At 38.6% G+C, this 16953-nt stretch carries 18 protein-coding genes; 1 reads left to right on the top strand and 17 read right to left on the bottom strand.

The annotated features are described in order from the left end of the window. Positions 1–17: 17 nt before the first annotated feature. Positions 18–650: an MBL fold metallo-hydrolase gene (locus ACH6EI_RS02035; protein WP_028411613.1), complete on the bottom strand. Its 633-nt coding sequence runs from the start codon at positions 648–650 to the stop codon at positions 18–20. A gap of 209 nt (positions 651–859) precedes the next feature. On the opposite strand from ACH6EI_RS02035, the gene ACH6EI_RS02030 reads away from it, so the two are divergent. Further along, positions 860–1036 (top strand): DUF2759 domain-containing protein, encoded by a 177-nt coding sequence (locus ACH6EI_RS02030; protein ID WP_028411614.1) that lies wholly within the window; start codon positions 860–862, stop codon positions 1034–1036. A 35-nt stretch (positions 1037–1071) separates the two neighbouring features. On the opposite strand, the gene ACH6EI_RS02025 is transcribed toward ACH6EI_RS02030, so the two are convergent. The 16 genes from ACH6EI_RS02025 to ACH6EI_RS01950 all read right to left on the bottom strand — a co-directional run bounded on the left by ACH6EI_RS02025 (position 1072) and on the right by ACH6EI_RS01950 (position 16895). Then, the gene (locus tag ACH6EI_RS02025) at positions 1072–1974 is read right to left on the bottom strand and encodes a M14 family metallopeptidase (protein WP_028411615.1); all 903 of its coding nucleotides are present in this window, start codon (positions 1972–1974) and stop codon (positions 1072–1074) included. 111 nt (positions 1975–2085) lie between these two features. Next, positions 2086–3054, bottom strand: a complete 969-nt coding sequence (locus ACH6EI_RS02020; protein ID WP_098112947.1) for an ROK family glucokinase — start codon at positions 3052–3054, stop codon at positions 2086–2088. Between the two features lie 2 nt (positions 3055–3056). After that, on the bottom strand, positions 3057–3263 hold the full coding sequence (locus ACH6EI_RS02015; RefSeq protein ID WP_028411617.1) for a YqgQ family protein: 207 nt from the start codon (positions 3261–3263) through the stop codon (positions 3057–3059). A 181-nt stretch (positions 3264–3444) separates the two neighbouring features. Beyond that, on the bottom strand, positions 3445–4965 hold the full coding sequence (locus tag ACH6EI_RS02010) for a rhomboid family protein (protein ID WP_028411618.1): 1521 nt from the start codon (positions 4963–4965) through the stop codon (positions 3445–3447). A gap of 134 nt (positions 4966–5099) precedes the next feature. After that, positions 5100–5276, bottom strand: a complete 177-nt coding sequence (locus ACH6EI_RS02005; protein WP_013059186.1) for a hypothetical protein — start codon at positions 5274–5276, stop codon at positions 5100–5102. 51 nt (positions 5277–5327) lie between these two features. Beyond that, positions 5328–6125 (bottom strand): DUF92 domain-containing protein, encoded by a 798-nt coding sequence (locus ACH6EI_RS02000; protein ID WP_028411619.1) that lies wholly within the window; start codon positions 6123–6125, stop codon positions 5328–5330. After that, the gene (locus tag ACH6EI_RS01995; RefSeq protein ID WP_028411620.1) at positions 6112–6678 is read right to left on the bottom strand and encodes a 5-formyltetrahydrofolate cyclo-ligase; all 567 of its coding nucleotides are present in this window, start codon (positions 6676–6678) and stop codon (positions 6112–6114) included. Before ACH6EI_RS01995 ends, ACH6EI_RS02000 begins: the two co-directional genes overlap by 14 nt. Before the next feature lie 48 nt (positions 6679–6726). Further along, entirely contained in the window at positions 6727–6876 is a 150-nt protein-coding gene (gene rpmG, locus ACH6EI_RS01990) for a 50S ribosomal protein L33 (RefSeq protein ID WP_013059189.1), read from the bottom strand. Between the two features lie 242 nt (positions 6877–7118). Continuing rightward, complete coding sequence (locus ACH6EI_RS01985) at positions 7119–9398, bottom strand: sugar phosphate nucleotidyltransferase (RefSeq protein ID WP_099331287.1); 2280 nt, start codon at positions 9396–9398, stop codon at positions 7119–7121. Then, the gene (locus tag ACH6EI_RS01980; protein WP_397376795.1) at positions 9395–11713 is read right to left on the bottom strand and encodes a glycosyltransferase; all 2319 of its coding nucleotides are present in this window, start codon (positions 11711–11713) and stop codon (positions 9395–9397) included. Before ACH6EI_RS01980 ends, ACH6EI_RS01985 begins: the two co-directional genes overlap by 4 nt. Continuing rightward, complete coding sequence (locus ACH6EI_RS01975; protein WP_028411623.1) at positions 11706–12200, bottom strand: DUF4912 domain-containing protein; 495 nt, start codon at positions 12198–12200, stop codon at positions 11706–11708. Before ACH6EI_RS01975 ends, ACH6EI_RS01980 begins: the two co-directional genes overlap by 8 nt. Positions 12201–12267: 67 nt before the next feature. After that, positions 12268–12474 carry a hypothetical protein gene (locus ACH6EI_RS01970; RefSeq protein ID WP_141483538.1) on the bottom strand — a complete coding sequence of 69 codons (207 nt, stop codon included), beginning with the start codon at positions 12472–12474 and terminating at the stop codon, positions 12268–12270. 119 nt (positions 12475–12593) lie between these two features. After that, the gene (phoU, locus tag ACH6EI_RS01965; protein WP_013059193.1) at positions 12594–13253 is read right to left on the bottom strand and encodes a phosphate signaling complex protein PhoU; all 660 of its coding nucleotides are present in this window, start codon (positions 13251–13253) and stop codon (positions 12594–12596) included. 22 nt (positions 13254–13275) lie between these two features. Beyond that, the gene (gene pstB / locus ACH6EI_RS01960; protein WP_370506071.1) at positions 13276–14073 is read right to left on the bottom strand and encodes a phosphate ABC transporter ATP-binding protein PstB; all 798 of its coding nucleotides are present in this window, start codon (positions 14071–14073) and stop codon (positions 13276–13278) included. A 389-nt stretch (positions 14074–14462) separates the two neighbouring features. Then, positions 14463–14591, bottom strand: coding sequence for a hypothetical protein (locus ACH6EI_RS01955; protein ID WP_255256887.1), 129 nt, complete (start codon positions 14589–14591; stop codon positions 14463–14465). A 126-nt stretch (positions 14592–14717) separates the two neighbouring features. Then, positions 14718–16895, bottom strand: a complete 2178-nt coding sequence (locus ACH6EI_RS01950; protein ID WP_099331288.1) for a peptidoglycan D,D-transpeptidase FtsI family protein — start codon at positions 16893–16895, stop codon at positions 14718–14720. Positions 16896–16953 lie beyond the last annotated feature (58 nt).

The following is a 16953-nucleotide window of genomic DNA, read 5'->3' as shown; positions in this document are numbered from 1 at the left end:
CATCGCTTTTTGTATTCTTAAAACCCATTTAGAAAAGGATTTTGATCCATTTCGTGTCCCACAGTTGTTTCAGGTCCGTGACCGCTTAGTACAAGCGTATCTTCTGGAAGGGACAGCAATTTCGATTCGATGCTTTCTAACAGCTGAGCTTGATTACCTCCAGGTAAATCTGTGCGCCCGATGCCGCCTGCAAAAAGCGCGTCACCAGATACTACAAAGTTACCCGGTTTGAAATAATATGAAACGCTGCCAGGAGAATGACCAGGCGTTTCATACACCTCAAATTGGAATGAACCGATTGTTAAATTGCCTTCTGATGAAATAATATCGGTTGCATCTGGAGCTGTAATTTCTCCTAGGTCAAAAAATTTCGACCCGTTTAAGTCACTATTATGAAGCCATTCTTTTTCGTTTTTATGTACATAAAGCGGGATAGAGTAGTGATTCATCACCTCATCTACTCCTCCAATGTGATCGAAATGAGCGTGTGTCAGCAAAATAGCTAATGGTTTATACGTTTGTTTTTCGAGAAATTCAACGAGCTGTTTTCCCTGAGCTCCCGGATCAAAAATTAAACATTCTTTTTTTTCGTTAGCAACGACATAACAATTCGTTTGAATAGGTCCTAGCGGTATACGATGATAGTTCATAATGTGTCCTCCTTGTGTAAACTTATTTCCGTTATATGCATTATCATACACACATCATCTTATAAATGAAAGTAAGGACCTTTCTAAGCCAAAGAAGCAAAAGAAAGATTGGTTTTCATCTCGACAAACGGTTAGAAAAGTTTTACAATTGAAGGGATAAGCTAATGATAGCGCTTTAATTTTAAGTTACCTAAAGGAGGTTTCTTCGAGTGGGTCTTATGATTATTTTTGCACTAACAACATTGCTAGGCGTATTTGCAGCTATTTCATCTTTGAGAAATAAAAACATATTAGGCATTGGTTTTTCGGTACTAACATTCGGTGTATTCGGATGGTTTACCGTGATGACCATCATACATCACGGTTATCCGGCGGTACATCATTAAAAAAGCCATGCAAAGCATATGCTTTGCGTGGCTTTTTAAATAGACAGATAATCCATTGCCGCAACTAAAATAGCTTTAGTCGGATTATATACGCGCGATATTTGAGATAAAGGCAGCGGATTAATCCCTTTTCCCAATTCTAGGGTGAACCCCAGCTTTTTCTTTTCTAAAATAAACCAATCCTTAAATCCCGCGTGACTATCAATCGTTTTGACAGCTTTATAACCGCTTACCCTTTCAAAATAGCTTGCTATTTCCTCTGCTTCCTCAGGCTCTTCATTCATATACCCCCAATAAAATTCTTCTCCTTGGGTATGTAAAGCAATCACACAATCAAAATCATGACGCTCAACGAGTTTTACCATTGCCTGAGCTTCAGGTTCAGAGAGAGATTCATAGCCTGGAAAATCTCGATAATGCGGCGCTTTAGGTTCTTTACGCTTTTTTTCGATTTCCCAATAAGCCGGAAACTGATTGTTTAAGTCCACCCCTCGGATATTTGCTTTCCAGCTTTGAAAATCCGGAAAATCTCTCCCTATTTTAGAAAGAAAAGACGCATAAGGTTCGCCTACACCAGGACCTTTTAAGACCAGATCTACTCCGTCTGGGTTAACAATTGGAACTGCAGAAAGCGTAATTTGATTAAAAAGAGCTCTTGAATCTTGCCCGTTCAACGCCTGATCATAATGAAGAGCAGCTAAATAATCTTCCATAAACTGTAGAAGAACATTTGTCGTAATCCATTCATTAGCATGAAACGACGCATTGATATGAACCTTTCTCTTTCCGTTTCCAATTAAAATATGAGGAATCGGCTTTCCAAGCACGCTGCACCCTATCCATTCAAGAGAACCATAGGGATAATAAGTCAAAAGTGTTTGTATGTCTTTTATGGTTCGCTTGTAATCGTAAGGCTTTTGGATATCTATAATTCGCATAATCTTCACTCCTTTACACTATGTATATGTAAAGATTGAAAAGATGCATGATAAAAAAGCGCTTTGACATTTAGTCAAAGCGCTTTTTTATCTCAGTTAGATTCTTGCTTATTATTCAAAATAAGATTTAACTAACCAAGCTCCTCCAATAATTCCCGCATCGTTTCCTAAAGTAGCGATTGCTAGTTCAGCACCTTGTGCTACGCGAGGAAATGCAAAACGTTTGAAATAACCTCTTACCGGTGCAAGTAATACCTCGCCTGCACGAGACACACCGCCGCCTAGAACGATTTTCTCAGGGTTTAATGCATTAGCAGAGTTTGCTAGTGCTAGACCTAAATGAAAGGCAACTTTATCTACAACATGCATCGCTAACTCGTCTTTTGAACGAGCTGCATCAAATACATCTTTAGATGTAACTTGTCCATTTTGTTCTAACACTGTGCGAAGCTCACTTGGTTTGTCCGTTTCCGTTAATTCTTCCATTGTTAAACGTACAATTCCAGTTGCTGAAGCGATTGTTTCTAAACAGCCGGTTTTGCCGCAGTTACACGGTGCTCCGCCTTCAGGAATAGAAGTAATGTGCCCGATCTCACCAGCGGCTCCATTTACGCCTTGTACAATTTCACCGTTGGCAATGACACCGCCGCCAACACCTGTGCCAAGCGTAACGCACAGCAAATCTTTTGCTCCGTCTCCAGCACCTTTCCACATTTCTCCAATGGCTGCAATGTTTGCATCATTGTCTACTACAACAGGAAGAGAAGTTTCTACTTCCAAGATATCTTTGATAGGGAATTTTTCCCAACCTAAATTGACAGCTACTTCAATCGAACCGTTTGCAAAGTTGACAGGCCCCGGTGCACCAATACCAATTCCTACCAACCTTGACTTTACTTCTCCAAGATCGTTTAACTTTTTATCAATTGCTTTTGCAATATCTGTTGGAATTTTACGGCCTTGCTCGCTCACATCCGTATTAATTTCCCACTTGTGAATGATTTCTCCATAATGATTAATAAAGGCCATTTTTATTGTTGTACCGCCTAAATCAACTCCAACTAACCATTTGTCATCCATGTTCATTCATCCTTTTTCTCTTTTTGTTGTTTTAACTCTCGACGAAGCAAAAGAATTGCCATTTGGTAATCACGTACATCAATCAAATTAGACTGATATAATTCTTTTACTTCCGCTTCCATCAGCTCTAAATCAGCAGTACGATCGCCTACGTATATAAAAATGCCGAAGGACTTTAATAATTGTTGTACATCATATAACGTATTCATTCTGTCACCTTTATCCTATTTTCTAGGTGATATGATTCATTTATTTTGAGATAACTCAACAGTCATTCAGTCATAAACAGCGGCCGTATTTAACGCCCACTGCTAGGTCTACATATTAATATTCTAGTAAACGTTCTCACAATAGTAAAGTATAAAATATTAAATTCGTCATTCAACAGTTTTAATTTTCTAGCTGTTGCTTCAGCTTTTCATATTTTTTACTTTGTGGTTCAAGCGCAATTGCTTTGTCGATATTTTGTGTGGCCGCTGAAATATCGTTCAGTTTTATATTCACCAAAGCTAAATAGTAATACGCCTCATGAAAAGTTGAATCATACTTTACAGCCTGATTCAATTGCTGTTTAGCTTCTTTATAATTTTCAAGATAAAGTTCTGCGCTAGCACTGATAAAATATATGTCACTATTGCTTGTCCCTTTTTCAATAAAAAGCTTGATGGCGTCTTTTGCTTCTTCATACTGCTTCTGCTGAAGATACGTAGCCGCTACGCTGAGTGCATATGGCTCATCTTGATAAACAGAACGCTCATGATATCCATAAAAAAGCAGACTTCCTACTAATAAAAGCGTGCAAATGAAAGCCGGAATCTGAATATACAGCTTTTTTTGTTTCGGTAAACTGACGATGCTTGCAGCTAAAAATCCGCCAACCAAACCGCCAATATGCCCTGCATTATCGACGTTCGGCGCAACAAATCCAAAAATCAAGTTAATCACAATGATGACAATGAAACTCGATCCCATTGTTCGAAAAAAGAAGCGTGGATTTGTTCTTGCTAAAAACAGTAAAGCTCCAAAGCAACCGAAAATGGCCCCTGAGGCTCCTGCGGAAATAGACGTATTCCATATAAAACTTCCTAGAGATCCTGCAAACCCGGCAAATATATAAATAAAGACAAAACGCCCGCTGCCATATATCCTCTCTACAAGCGTTCCTAAATAATACAGGGCTACACTATTCATAAGCAAATGCAGAAGTCCTATATGCAAAATTATAGGTGTAAAAAAACGCCACCATTCGCCTTCTATAATTAAGGGGTTATATTTAGCTCCGTATTGAATCAGAGTGAGCGTATTTTGCGTACTGCTTTTCCACTCCAGAAATAGAAACATTAAGATTTGCATCGCTAAAAATATATATGTAAAAATAGGCTTTCCGTATCCAGCTATTTGCTGTTCTTCGCTTTGTTTTTTCTGCACAAAAAGCACAATTTTATGTTTCCACTGTTCTATCCGCTGAGCTTCTTCTTCGGAAGAGAAATTGTCTGCGCTTTCTAATGTAAGACCCAGCCGTTCGAATAGAGGTTCATAAGCGCTTGCTTTCTCTGCCGTTAGTTGTTCAACATAACTATTCACTTTAGAGGGACTCGGCGCACTTTCTAAGGACTGCTCTGTATAAAAAGGATCAAAATCAGCAAAGTAAATTGTGTTAAGAGTAAGCGTTGATTTACCGCTCTGCTTTCGCACATTCTCAGCTCTTTGTAATGCATACAGTACATCTTTTTGCTGCTCAACGACTGATTTGAAATTACGGCGGACTATGCGGATTATTGACTTATCTTTGCGATAGTGAGATTGAAACCATAGCTCTGAAGCATCAGCTTTCATCGAAATCAGCTCATATGAAGAATGGCCAAGCAATTGCTGTGCCACCTGCAAATAATAAAAATCTTGCCTAGACAAATAGTCACCTCCTCACACTCTCTATATGTAAAGATGGCAGAAAGCCAGGAAAAAAGCAACGATTTTCCCTTTTTCTTTTTCTACGAAAAAACACCTTACATGTCTGTAAGGTGTTTTTTATGTATCTTTCGCTCTTAGCGGAAGACCTGCTTCATTAAACGATCCCGAACAAACGGCAAATTAAAAAATGAACGAACAGCTAGACTGCGGATAAATGAATTTCCAAACAGCGAATTTAAAACACGGTATCTCATTTGGTAGCCCAGCGTTCCAACAACTAAAAGCGTAAGTACTAATACAATATGTCTCATTTTCAAGCCTCCTTACGTTTACTTTGCTCCTATGACGAACATTTTATGCTCTTATATAGGTAAAAGCAGGATAAGGATTCCGCCTGTAAAAGCAGCAAGCAAAATAGCGGCAAGATTCACAACATCATTGTTAAAGAACGTTATTCCTTTTTCTTTTACGGTTGGCTTGCCGCAATGATCTTTCCGTTCCGTTTCAATACCGCAGCTTTGACAGCGAAAGCGAACTTGCACACTTGCTCCAAGAAGAGTGTCTATAGCGTTTCCAATAAAACCAAAGCACCCAACTAGCAATATACTACTCAGCGATACGGATGGAAAAGCAAAATAACAAGCGGCAGCAATAAGAAAAGTTCCGGCTGCTCCGGCTGCTGTACCTAAAAGTGAAACGGCTCCTGAAGTACCCGCTTCTACTCTCTTTAACGTCCAAATGTAAAACGGCGGCTTCTTACTAAGAGACCCTATTTCAGATGCCCATGTGTCAGCATTAGCAGCTGAGATACTAATCATAAACATCCACATGTAAACAGGCAAAGCTGTTGCAGCATATAACAAACCGCAAGCAGCAGCTACACCTCCATTAGCAAGGACTTGAATGTAATCTCGCCTGTCGTGCTTCTCTAGCTTTTCTTCTAATGCGCGTTTTTTTTCTTTTTTATACTTACTACACAACGTAGAAGTGCTAAAAAATAAGAGTAAGAGTAAAAAACCTTGAAGCGAAAAACCGATATAAACGCTCGCTCCTACGATGAAAGACATGCAGGCTCCCGATACTGTCAGTGCTTTTGCTATGTAGCCCGCTCCTGCCATGAGTAATATCACGATTATCATGACAGCATCAAACGGATTCACAGCAAATAAGCTCCTTCTCTGTCAAAATATATTCAACGGGAATATCATGAGATTCATATGGAACCTCTGAAACGACTTGACAATCAAACGCAAGGCTTAGCTTCTGTCCGGTATAATCTGTTAAATAACGATCGTAATAGCCGCCTCCATAGCCGATACGATATCCATTCTTGCTATATACCACGCCAGGCACAAGGAGTAAATCAATTGAAGATTTTGAAACGGGAACCGTTTCTTCAACAATTGGTTCGGCTAACCCGTAGTACACTGTTTCAAGCTGTGAAAAATTCGTAATCTCGTAGAAAACCATTTGAGATGTTGTGGGGTTGCATTTTGGAACAGCTACTTTCTTTCCATCTTTCCAAGCCCGTTCAATGATGGCTTTCGTATTAACTTCTTTATTTCTTGAAACCGTAGCTGCAATGACTCTAGCCTCTTTCCATAAACAAGTTTCATACAGTGCATTTGCTATGCTCGTTGAATGTGCCTCGTGCTGCTCTTCAGAAATTAAATTAAGAACGCGCTTCATCTCTTTGCGCAGATGAGATTTCATTTTAATTCCCCCCTATAAAAAAAAACAGCAGGATTGTACTCCTACTGCTTACTTTGTTTCACGATGAAGTGTAACTTTTTTAAGTCTTGGGCTGTATTTTTTTAACTCAAGACGATCTGGGTTATTACGCTTGTTTTTAGTTGTAATGTAATTACGGTCACCAGTTTCAGTGCAAGCTAATGTAACGTTTACGCGCATCTATTTTCCCTCCAAACATTATAAACATAAATCAGACTTTAATATAATATCATTTTTCGAAAGGAAATGCCAGTCTGTTTTTTTGAAGAAAGTCATTTAATTTCATTTCTTCACTTTTTCTTTCCTCTTAGAGTCCTGAGCTCCTTCTCTGCTACGCCTTATATATAGATGAAGTTTCTTAAAATAGGCGGAACTCTTTTTATGAGAGGCGTACTTCCTTTCTTTTAAATAAAATCCATTATTTACACTCTTTGATATTCTTGTATTTTTTCTACAAAATATGCCGACAGCTTCTTGGCAGTCTGAGTGTTTAACGCCTCTGAATAAATATTTAATACAGGCAAGTGACCATCGGGCAAAATAAGCGTCCATTCATGAGGATCATGGTAAATTTTTAAACCATCAATGACATACACTTGTTTACCGATTGCTTCTTCTAATAACTTCTTCATCACTTGTTCTTGAATTTCTAGCGGACATGAAATATAGCGCCAGTTCATATAAGCGTGGGGGACATATTGAATCATTTCAGAAATTTTCCGCTGCTGCACCATAATTAATTCGATCAGCTGACATAAAGCGTACATGGCATCTAACTGAAATTGAACAGGCCCCAAAAGACTAAGCAAATCACGTTTTTTTGCTTTTGTCCTCATAAATGATTGATTGAGAGATTGAGCAAATGTTTCTAATGTGGATGAATAGTGTATAGGAATAGGAACGAATGCTACTTTTTTTGTCATGTATACGCTATAAATATAAAGCGACATAATTTCTGAGTCATTTACGCTGCAGCCTTTTTCATCATATAGAGCAAATGTTTCTCCATCTTCTTTAATCTGAATACAAAAAGACAGCTTATTTCGTTTAATTATTCGTTTGGTTTCTTCTGTTTTCTCCCACTTGTTTAAAAATAACACATGGATACGAAGACGCTTACATAATAATTCGACAACTTCCTGTATAAACGGTGAACAAATCACACCAATCCGCGTACTGTCTTCTAATAAAATATGCTGATTAATTGATTTTACTAAAGCATCACAATATTCTTCCCTGATATTTCCTATGCTTGTTTCTTTAAGTGAAACAGAAGTCGTTATGTTTGCTTTTTTAGCTTGAAGATACATCCGCTCAATCTTTTTTTCAATAAGCTGATTAACTAATTGTCCTTTATTATCATATATTTCTAAAAATAGACCGCTGTTTTTGCTATCCACACCAATATAAATACCAATGCTCGCTTGTGAAGTCATCATGTAATATCGAAATACCGGAAGAGCTTCTTTTTTAATATCATACACAACTGAATGATTACTCCGTAAAAAAGAAAAGCATTCTTTGCGAAGTTGAGTGGCTTCTCCTTCATCATCGCTTGCTAGACAGAACGATCCTTGATGTTTGCATACAAGTAATAACGCATTGTATAGTCTTTCTCGATCAACAGATGAATGTACATACAGGCGACCGTTTTTGAAGATAGAAACATCTGGTTTTACAGAAAGGTGAGGTAGCACTTGATTTTCAGCTACTGTATCTTGGACATACGTAGTCATCGCTTGAACATTTACATACGGACCTATCGTAGCGTTGTATAAAAACGATTCTGCCCCCACCGTTACGTTTTGAAGCAAAATCGTTTTATCGATTGCAGCATGTGCTTCTATGATACTATTGGTTCCGATAATCGTGTAAGGACCAATTGAAGCACCTTTTCTAATCACCACATTTTCTCCTACGTAAACCGGATCGTAAACAGTCACCCCTTCTTCTATAAGCGCGGCATCTGAGACAATACTTTCCTGTCTATCGCCAAACCACTTGCTCCACAGATCATAGTGTGCTTGACGATAATGGTGGATTTGCCCAATATCAATCCAATAATCCTCTGTTACAAAACTGCACACAGTATGATTATATTCCAAAAGAAGCGGGATAATGTCAAAGCTAAAATCTGTAGGACCATAAGAATTCACGTAATCAAGAACGGATTTTTTGATCACATACACTCCCGTATTAATCAATCGGCTATTGGCCTGTTCGTAGGTCGGTTTCTCTACAAATCCCGTGACTCGATTCCCTTCATCTATCGTCACCACTCCATAACCCCGCACGTCGTTTACTTCTTTTGTAACAATAGTCATTTCGCTTTTTTGTTCATAATGAAAATGAATAACGTCTTGAAGATTAATTTCTGTTAAGGCATCTCCACTAATAATAATACAGTCTTCCTCAATAAAGGCCTCTGCTCGCTTAATTCCGCCCGCTGTTCCAAGAGGCTCTTTTTCGATAAAATAAGTAAGCGTCACTCCCCACTGAGAGCCATCCCCAAAGTATTCAATAATTTGTTCATGCCTATACTGCAGCGTAATCCCAATCTCTGTAATTCCATGTTTCTTAAGCAGTTCAATGCTATATTCCATCACAGGTTTATCGTAAAGCGGCAGCATAGGCTTTGGAATCGTGTAGGTCAAGGGCTGCAGTCTTGTTCCTTTACCGCCAGCAAGTATAATGGCTTTCAATTTTTTGCCTCCCTCCTTTTTTTATCCTGGCAAATGTGATGTTGAAACAGCTTACTTGTATCGATAGCGATTTTCTCCCAGCTAAACATCGTTGTTGCTTTTCTATACCCATTTTCGCTGATTTTCGCAGCTATTTTTTCATTTTTTAACAAAAATTCAATACAGTTGATTAATTCGAGCGTATCTCCTCTGGCAAACGTCAGGCCCGTGTCGAAATGTGAAACAATATCGCTTAGACCTCCTGTATCGGCAACGATGGTTGGCTTCTTGGCTACCATCCCCTCTAAAGCCACAATTCCAAAAGGTTCATATAGACTTGGAAAAACAACCATTTTGCAAGCTTGAAGAAGTTGATTTCGTTCGTTATCGGTAATGTATCCAATAAAATACACGTATTTGTCTAATTGCTTTTCACTTACCTGTGTTCGAAATTCATGAAGTAAAGGCCCTTTTCCCGCCACAACAAATTGAACATCTATTTGTTTTTTCTTAAATAGTTCCGCTGCTTCAATAAATAGCTGAAATCCTTTTTCATATACAATTCGTCCAATTGAAAAAATAATAGGGGCCTTTCTAAAATTATATTTCTTTTGTAAACTTTCTTTTAACCGTTCATTTAATGCGTCGACTACCAGCTGCTTGTCAATTCCATTTGGAAATATAGCAATTTTATCCTGTTCTACGTGAAATAAAGTGATTAATTCTTTCTTCATATAGTCGCTGCAGACAATGATTGAGCTTGATTGTCGAATCAGCTCCTCTTCTTGCAAGTGAATTTTCTGCTGCATGTCATTATGAATACCATTATTGCGCCCATGTTCTGTCGCATGAATGGTCGTAATTAGCGGCCTATCCGTTTTATCTGCTAAACATTTTGCTGCGGATGCAACAAGCCAGTCATGAGCATGAATAACGTCAAAAGACAGCTTGTAGCCTAACTGCAGTCCTCTAAGAGCCATAGCCACGTTCAAACTGTTTACCCATGTCAAAAAATCCGGATGATGAGGCTGCAGGCTTTTAACTCTGTAAACGTGAACACCGTATAAACGTTCATATTCCGGCAGCCCCTCTACATACGTCGTTAATACACTAACGTGATGGCCCGCTCTAGCTAACGCTCTGGATAAATCAAATACATGTCGTGCAAGTCCTCCGATAACTAGAGGAGGGAATTCCCATGCAAGCATTAAAATGGAGAGACCGCCTTTATATTGATTTACTGATAAAGCCGACGGCTCTATCTCTTTTACAGGGTATAAAAAAGAACTTCCTGAAAGAAAACTGTTTTCACTATCCATCCTTGGATTCTCTTCGTGACAGAGAAAATCAAACAGCTTTATTTGCCTTTCGTATTCACCTCTGACTTTTTCAAAAGTATAAAGCCAATCGCTGCTACTTAAAAGGAGCCACTGTCGGTAGATGGCATTCACCACGCTAGGATGTTTAAAATCGATCACACCTAGCATCGCCTCTGACTTCTGTACGGTTGAAATAAACAATTCATTGTTCTCACTGACAAATTCGGCGCTTTTTGTTGCACCGTAGAGTGCAAGAGTTTCGTTTTGATGAAACTGTATATCCCTCGCGTAATCTAAAGGATATTGAAATGTACCGCTTGCTGCTTGCATTCGCTGAAAGCCAAGCGTGTCCTTCGCTTTCAAATCCAAAACAGCGCTCGCTTTATTCATTGTTCCTTCCTCAACTTGTTTTCCTTGCTTAGGATATGGAAACAAGATAATACCAGCAGGGGACTTTTTTAGTTCATCTGTTGATGACTTCACAAAGGTATAGCGCATTTCATGAGATTTCAGGAGCATATCTACTTGATGAGTATACTCTCCTTGCTGTATAAAAAAACCGACGGGCTTTTTTTCAAAAAACTGTTGAAAAACACGTATTGCTTCTGTAATTTGGAGATTTAATGTTTGTTCTGTTTTAAGGATGGAAACGAACGCGTTCGTTACGGTAGTAGGAATACATTCCATCATGTCATGCTGAAAGAAATATTTGCAGGCTGAGAACAAGCTCCCGTCCCACTTTTTTAAAAAAGTGAGTGCTCTCTGATGCTGCCGGCTTGAAAACTGGTGTAAATACTGAGCGTAACGAGTATTAAACTCCTCGTCGTTTAATACGTTCAAAAATATACAAGACATCACAGCTGTTGCACCTATCAATTTTTCAGACTCAATTTGATCTAAAAAAGGGATGAATTCGTTCGTTACTTGTTCAAACAGCGGATACTCACTCTCTGCTTGAAGTACATGTAGCAACGGATAATGCATATAAGTTAAAAGAATACAGTCATCACTATTCATATTGCTTCTTCACCTGCTCCAAGTCATTTGAATATAAGGAATATGTGCTAAATTCATTTTGAACACCTTGGTGAACTTTTACAGGTTCGTACATCCAGCTCAACGACTTTACATTCACTTGTTCATGCTGTTCTTTCATCAAATAAACCGGATTCGAACGAAGAAGGGAAAAAAAACTTCCTTCTTTATCTTGAATACCAATATCTATTACATACGTGCGCTCACTTTCCAAGCTATTCATAAACATGAAGTCTTGCTTAGGAGTAAGACCCTTCATATAATAGCGGTTTGATTCATGGCCGTTAAAATGAAGGCCTGTTATATCATACGTACACATAGCTAGATTCAATTCTTCCCATCGTGTCGAAAACATACTTTCTACCATGTCTCGAATATGCTCTGAAAACGACCAGTGAACATAAATACGAGATGAGTCAAGCTGAGTAGCTATACACACATTTAAGTTTTGAATAAGATTAGGAGCCACTGTTTTATCACTTCGTTTCTTAGATTGTTTTTTCTACATATAAATGCCGTATAAACTTATTAACATCTTACCATTCAGAAAAAGTTGCCACAATAAACGCAATTTGTCGATTTGTGTTAAAAAATCCAGCCCAGCAAATTGGATGCATGAGCCCGTATGAATCGTTTGTTACACCGCTGTTGATTTCCGTGCAAAATGTCGCTTTCCGAGGGCGGCGATGAGCCTCCTCGTCGCTTCCGCTTTTCCTGCAGGAGTCTTTGCCCTTCCCTCTCATTAACAGCTAGAAGCAGCTACATTAAACCTACGTTTCTCGATACAATGAAAAAAATCCGAACGATTCATCGTTCGGATCTTCCTTCAACTAAAACACTTTTGTCCCAGCCTCTTTTTCCACTATTCATTTAAATCGTAGCGTTTGCCTTTTACAAGGTAAAATACGCTTTCTGCTACGTTAGTGGTATGATCAGCCATACGCTCTAAATAACGGGCTACAAATAAAAGCTGTGTAATTTGGTTCATAGCCTCCTGCTTTTCTTTAGCAAGACTTAAAAGTTCTTTAATTGTTATTCCGTAAAGCTCATCCACTTGATCGTCCATTTCCGCTACTTTTTTAGCCAACACAAGATCTTCTTCGTGATAAGCTTTTAACGAAAGGCTCAGCATTTCAATCGAAATATCGTGCATTTTCTTTACATGTTCTAACGGCTTAATTAATTCTTCGTTTCCAATTCGTATAGCTGATTTTGCTACATTAACGGCAAAATCTGCCATACGCTCAACATCCGAAGCAATTTTAATTGCCACAATAATACGTCTTAAATCAATAGCCACAGGCTGCTGCTTTGCAATCAGTAGGATAGCTAGGTCATTAATTTCTTCTTCTAAGTCATCCACGTATGAATCACCGTCGATAATTTCTAGCGCCAGCTCAACGTTACTTGTTTGCAACGCTTCAATTGATTTTGATAACGCCTCATGCGTTAAGCGCCCTATTTCTAATAATTTTTCACGTAATATCTTTAAATCACCATGAAACTTTTCGCGTACAACCACTCATCCCATCTCCTTGTATGTCTTAACCGAAACGACCTGTAATATAATCTTCTGTGCGTTTATCAGATGGCATTGAGAAGATTTTATCTGTTTCTGCGTACTCTACCACTTCTCCATTTAAGAAAAATGCTGTTTTATCTGAAATACGTGCCGCTTGCTGCATATTATGTGTAACAATAATAATGCTGAAGTCTTTCTTTAATTCTTGTACTAACTCTTCTACTTTTAATGTCGAAATTGGATCGAGTGCAGAAGTAGGCTCATCCATTAAAATAACGTCGGGTTCAATAGCCAAGCAGCGCGCAATACAGATACGCTGCTGTTGTCCACCTGACAACCCATTCGCATTTTGATTCAAACGATCTTTAACTTCGTCCCAAATAGCTGCTCCTCGTAAACTTTTTTCAACAATTTCATCTAGTTTTTTCTTGTTGCGAACGCCATGAATTCTTGGACCGTACGCGATATTATCATAAATAGATTTTGGGAACGGATTTGGCTTTTGGAAAACCATTCCTACTTGCGTGCGCAGCTCTTCCACATGGTACGATTTATCAAAAATATTTTTTCCTCTATACTCAATTTCACCTGATGTACGGACAATTGGCGTCATTTCTACCATACGATTTAACGTTTTAATATATGTTGATTTTCCGCAGCCTGATGGACCGATGATCGCGGTAACTTCGTTAGCATGAATGTCTAAATCAATATTTTTTAAGGCATGTGTGTTGCCATACCATAAATTCAAACCTTTTGTTTTATATACAATTTCTTTTGTTTGCGGAGTATTTACTTTTTCTTTGTTAGTCAATTCCATTGTTATTGCCATTGGATAATCCTCCTTCATCGTCTTTAACCGTTTTGAGCACAATAAAAGTCTCTCTATGTCTATTTAATATCTATTGTTTACTATTAGTGTAAATACATACGAGAAGCCGAACGCTTCCCCTTATTTTGATCATTTCTATTAATCCTTACACTTACAGAATAATAGCCGACTATTAATTGTGTTTTAACTCAATGTAAAGCTTTTGTAAACGAAGGCCTATCTGCGTGTTTTTTAGGTAAAAAACTAGTTCTTACGACCCTTAAATTCAATAAAAAACCATATATGTAAAGATTTCTAACAAAAAAAGAAGAGGTTGAGACATAACTAAATTAATTTGATATAAAGATAAGTAAATTAGATAAATAAGCCAGTACGAATCACTTCTGACACCACTGTTGATTTCCGTGCAAGCAGGCGGCCGGTGAGCCTCGTTGTCGCTTCCGCTCCTGCGGGGTCTCACTTCTTCCGCTTTTCCGGCAGAAGTCTTCGCCCTGCCCTCCAATCAACCGCTTAAAGCACCTACTTACATGAAATCTACGTTCACCCTCTCAATAAAAAAATCCGAACAGCGTTGATTCTTAATCAACGTCGTTCGGATCTTACTTCAACTAATATGCTTTTTCCCAGCCTCTTTAATTGGCGTCGTTTGCAATGACAGCCTGTTGATTCTCTTCTTGATCTTTTACTTCTTGTTCACCTTTTTTCTTTAAATCAAAATACGTATCGAGCGCAGAACGAGCAAGCTCTTTTGTAATGGTATTTGGTGCACTTGGCACAAATGCCGATGGTACCACGACAGCTACTGCAATTTCAGGATCATTTGCCGGAGCAAAGGCCACAAAGTTTGAATTATTAACTTTAATTGGATCCCCTCCGCTTGGGTTTTTCTCATAGGCTTGTGCCGTTCCAGATTTACCAGCAGGATTATAGTTCGCTGTATGGAAAGCTGCGTACCCTGTACCGCCTTGTTCCTGCGTAACCCGTTTAAAGCCATTTTGAACATCTTTAATGTATTCTTCTTTCATCGTGATACGATTTAACACATCAGGTTCAAATGAATGCTGCGTACCGCCAATTTCATCGGTTTTTATTGTTGGCTTTCGGATTTCTTTTACTAGCTGCGGCTTGATGCGATACCCTCCATTAGCTATTGCAGAAGTATATTGAACAAGCTGCAGCGGCGTGTACGTATCATACTGGCCAATTCCTAAATCAAGCGCTGTACCTGGAACATTGCTTCCGCCTTGTACACCTGTTGATTCGTTATCGAGGTTTATGCCTGTTGATACGCCTAAGCCGAACTGACTGTAGTACGAACGCAGTTCGCTGAATGTGTCAGGTTTAATCGGTAAAGTCATGTTCTTGTGGTACTGTAATCCAGCCATCGCCATTACCGTTTTAAACATAAATACGTTGGATGAATATTTTAACGCGGATGAATACGTTAAGGGTCCTAACCCCTCAGCCTCAGCTGATTTCTTAATTGGTGTTCCTTTAATTTTTAACGGTTCATCAACGAACACTGTGTTTGGCTTAATAGCTCCTGAATCTAAGCCAGCTAGAACCGTTGCCCCTTTTACAACAGAGCCCATTGTATAAGATGTTGAAATATTCCCTAATGCAAAATCTTCTATTTTAGGTACCCCAGTCTTCTTATCAATGGTGTATTTTTTACCTGCCATTGTTAAGATTTCTCCTGTGTGAGGATCCATCATAATCACAAAAGCACGGTCTAAAAACTGCGTTCCTTTCATTTTCTTTTTGGCTAAAAGCTGGTCCGTAATTTGTTTTTCTACCGCTTTTTGAAGCTCCATATCAATAGTTAAAACTAAATCACTGCCGCGTTCGCCTTTCGACACTTGAATTGTATCAAGGAGATTTCCTTTATCATCTGTTACATACTGGACTTTTTCTTTTTGACCGCTGAGCTGAGCTTCGTATTGCTTCTCTAAATAGCTCGTCCCAACTTGGTCATTTCGACTATAGCCTCTTGATAAGTAATACTGTACTTTATCTTTGGGCAGACCCTCGTTGGCAGAGGATACATTTCCAAGCAAAGTACGGAGAGTGCTGTTTTCTGGGTATGAGCGATCCCAATACGTTGTTGTATCAACACCCGGAAGTTCATCTAAATGCTCACTTACAACGGCATACTCTTCATTTGTCACACCGCTTTTAACAATTTGCGGGGTGCTAGAATAACCTGCCTCCATTTGGCGCTTAATAGCTAGAACTTCTAAATCACTCTTTAAACTTTCTAAATCTTTTTTAGAAATGCGGTCTAACTGACGTTGATACAGTTCGTCATCAGTCATTTCACCATCTTGAACTTTTTTGCGATCAGCTTTCGTAATTTTCTGCTCCGCTTCTTTAGGGTGAAGCATAATCCAATAATCCTTCATGTCGCGTTCTGTAATTTTTACCACGTTTTTAGCATCTTTATTCTTTCTATTTTCTGGAATATCAATCACATTTGTGGTGTAAGGAACATCGATCATAGTGGCTAACTTTTTAGCGATGCGCAGCCTTTCTTCAGCTGTATTTCCTTGAAAACGAGTATATGTAATCGTATTTAAAGAGGTATTATCTACAATTACGCGGTTATACCGATCGTACATTTTCCCTCGAGGAACAGGCGTACTGACTGTAACGTCCTGTGTTTTTTCGACTTCTCGTTCGTAATTCTCACCGTACACAATTTGAACAAGTCCCAACCGCAAAATTAATACGGAAAATAGGGCAAATACGGTCAAGAAAAGTAAGTTCACACGAAAAGGCACGTGACTTTTTCTTCTTTTTTTCTTTTTCATACCAACACCTACACTTTATAAAACATATATACCATAACACCATAAAATCAGACATTTA

It is taken from the genome of Priestia sp. JSM ZJ58 (assembly GCF_044383985.1).
Classification (GTDB): Bacteria; Bacillota; Bacilli; order Bacillales; family Bacillaceae_H; genus Priestia; species Priestia zanthoxyli.
This window is presented reverse-complemented; position numbering and strand designations above follow the sequence as displayed.